The organism is Sphingomonas jejuensis, assembly GCF_011927695.1.
GTDB lineage: Bacteria > Pseudomonadota > Alphaproteobacteria > Sphingomonadales > Sphingomonadaceae > Sphingomonas_K > Sphingomonas_K jejuensis.
Genome location: NZ_JAATJE010000007.1, coordinates 1 through 2,563, shown reverse-complemented (window position 1 = coordinate 2,563; position 2,563 = coordinate 1). Strand labels below are relative to the sequence as shown.

Here is a 2,563-nt window from a genome sequence, read left to right as displayed (position 1 = left end):
GCCTGAGCGTTGCCGCAAAGTATATTAAGTTTCGTGGGTTTGTGAGGTTGGACGAGTTGGAAGTTACCGGATCACCTCTCGTGATGTTTCACCCGCGGAGCTCGTAGTAGACGATCTGCCATCCATTCTTGGGACCGCGCCACTGGGTGATCTGAAAGCTATGGGCTTGTGCAGACCCGTCCAGGACGCGGCTACTCCACCGTAGCGTTTCATCGTAACTGCTTCCGGACGATAACGCACCCGCTATGCGCCGAATGGGCAGCTTGGCGGGGAGCCTGCGGATGCGTCGGCCATCGTTGCCGACAAAGATAACGTCTTCGGCCACGCTTCGTCTTGGAACAGCCAACCAGTCGACCTGTTTGCCGGCCTGCTCCTGTCGCAAAACAGACGCGATCTCTTTCGCATCGCTAACGGCTTGGATTTGGAGCTGTTCATTGGTGAGTTTTGCCGAGCACTCAGGTTCGATCGCTTGTAAACTTTCTGCCGCTAATGCCTTCGATCCATCCCGACGATAGTCGTCGATTTCCCAGCGCCACCCCTCAGCACTGTTCCGCCAAAGCGTCTTATATGATCCAACTCGATTTCCGCCATCGTACAGCCCGCCGATAACAACTGCCGACCCGCTCGGATCACAGGACGGAAAGACAAGTTCGGGTCTGCGCTCGGCATGGCTCTCGACACTCATCATTGTGAGCCACCACCTTCGGCTACTCTCGGCTGCTTGCAACATGCTGGCCACAGATGGAGAGCGCGCGGTTTCGGGCGCATGTTGTATTGGCCAGGGGTCGCTTTGTGGACCGAAACTGCGTGCCGCTGCCTGACGGCCACTGGCAAGTACAGCTTCCGAGTAGGCCCGCTCCGCCTCCAGCGCGGAATTCGGCGAACTTGCCGCTAGTAGAAGCGCGAAGATCATGGCGAAATCCTACTCCTCAATCAACGTGTCGAGCGATGTACGGGCATCTGCGCCGGATGGTTGAGCGCCCGATAGAGCGTGGCATGATGACACTTCAGCAGCTTCGCCGCTTCGCGCACCGATGTGCCTTCGCCGACGAGACGCTGTCCGAGCGCGATCTGGTCCGGAGTGAGCTTGGGCTTACGCCCGAACTTCACGCCGCGCGCCATGGCTGCCGCGCGGCCGGAACTGGTACGCTGGTGGATCAGCTCGCGCTCGAACTCCGCGATGCCGGCGAACACGGTGAGCACCATGCGTCCCGCAGGCGTGGTCGTGTCGGCCCAGGGCTCGGCGAGCGAGCGCAGCCCCGCTCCCGCCTCGTTCAGCTTCTCGGCGATGTCGAGCAGGTCGCGCGTCGAACGCGCTAGGCGATCGAGCCGGGTGACCACAACCACGTCGTCGTCGCGCAGCTGCTCCAGCATCCGGTCGAGTTCCGGTCGGGCGCGCTTGGCGCCGGACACCTTCTCCTCGAATGTCCGCCGGCATCCGGCCGCCTTCAGTGCCGTCTTTTGAAGCGTGAGATCCTGATCGTCGGTAGATACGCGCGCATAGCCGAGGAGCATGTCGCAGATGTGCATTGGAACACGGCTGATTAGCAACAGACATTTGCGACAGCGTCCGCCCTCGTGGCGTGACCGGTCAGGGCCGCTGTCGCGAAACTTGAGAGTTACGCGACACCTCGCACGTGTCGGCCATAAACTATACGCTCCCGGACAGGGGGTGATCGATGGCCAGACGCGATCTGTTAACGGGCGACGAACGCCGCGCGTTGTTCGGCGTGCCCCTCGACCATGCCTCGCTCGCCAAGCATTACACGGTTGCCGATGAGGACCGGCCACTGATCGAAGCGAAGCGCGGCGACGCCAACCGGCTCGGCTTCGCGCTGCACCTCGCCCTGCTGCGTCATCCCGGCTTCGGCATACGCCACGACGATGTCGTCCCCGATTTTCTGATCCGGCACCTGGCCGCGCAACTCGACATCGCGCCCACAGCGTTCGAGGGCTACGCGCATCGCGCCCAGACCCGGCTCGAACACGCCTGGGAGGCGATGGAGCGTTTGCGCCTGCGCGCGTTCGAGGCGGCCGACGTCCCCGGCGCGCTCGGCGCAGCCACCCGCGCGGCGGAAGCGACCGAACGGGGCAAGCCGATCGCCGCGGCAGTGCTGGGCCATTTGCGTGCTGCCCGGATCGTTCTGCCCGCGCCCGCCCGTATCGAGCGGATCGGGGTGGCGGGGCGCGCCATGGCGCGCCGCCTCGCGGCCGACACGCTGGTCGATGCGCTTGCTCCGGAGCAGGTGACGGGGCTGGATGCGTTGCTGATCGTGGACCAGGATCGCAGCACGACGCCGCTCGCGTGGCTGCGCGACACGTCGGACAGCCCGACCGCGCGCAATCTCGCCGGCATTCTCGCCCGGCTCGCGCACGTGCGCCGGCTCGGGCTCGACCCGGGCATGGCCGGCCGCATCCACGAGCACCGCTTCGAGCAGCTCGTGCGCGAAGGCCACGTCGCGCCCGCGTTCCTCCTGTCCGACTACTCGCTCCGCAGAAGGCGCGCGACACTCGCCGCAGCCGTCATCGACCTGGAAGCGCGGCTCGCGGACGCCGCGATCGA

General features: G+C 64.7%; 3 protein-coding genes. 1 reads left to right on the top strand and 2 read right to left on the bottom strand.

All coding sequences use genetic code 11. The annotated features are described in order from the left end of the window. Nucleotides 1–88: 88 nt before the first annotated feature. Together GGR88_RS14975 and GGR88_RS14970 are read right to left on the bottom strand one after the other, a co-directional pair. Nucleotides 89–913 carry a hypothetical protein gene (locus GGR88_RS14975; RefSeq protein WP_126014483.1) on the bottom strand — a complete coding sequence of 275 codons (825 nt, stop codon included), beginning with the start codon at nt 911–913 and terminating at the stop codon, nt 89–91. 20 nt (nt 914–933) lie between these two features. Next, nucleotides 934–1,515 (bottom strand): recombinase family protein, encoded by a 582-nt coding sequence (locus GGR88_RS14970; RefSeq protein ID WP_007406331.1) that lies wholly within the window; start codon nt 1,513–1,515, stop codon nt 934–936. A gap of 164 nt (nt 1,516–1,679) precedes the next feature. Between GGR88_RS14970 and GGR88_RS14965 the strand changes: the two genes are divergently transcribed. Then, nucleotides 1,680–2,563 (top strand): DUF4158 domain-containing protein (locus GGR88_RS14965; RefSeq protein WP_167956466.1); only part of this gene is annotated, 884 nt, incomplete at its 3' end.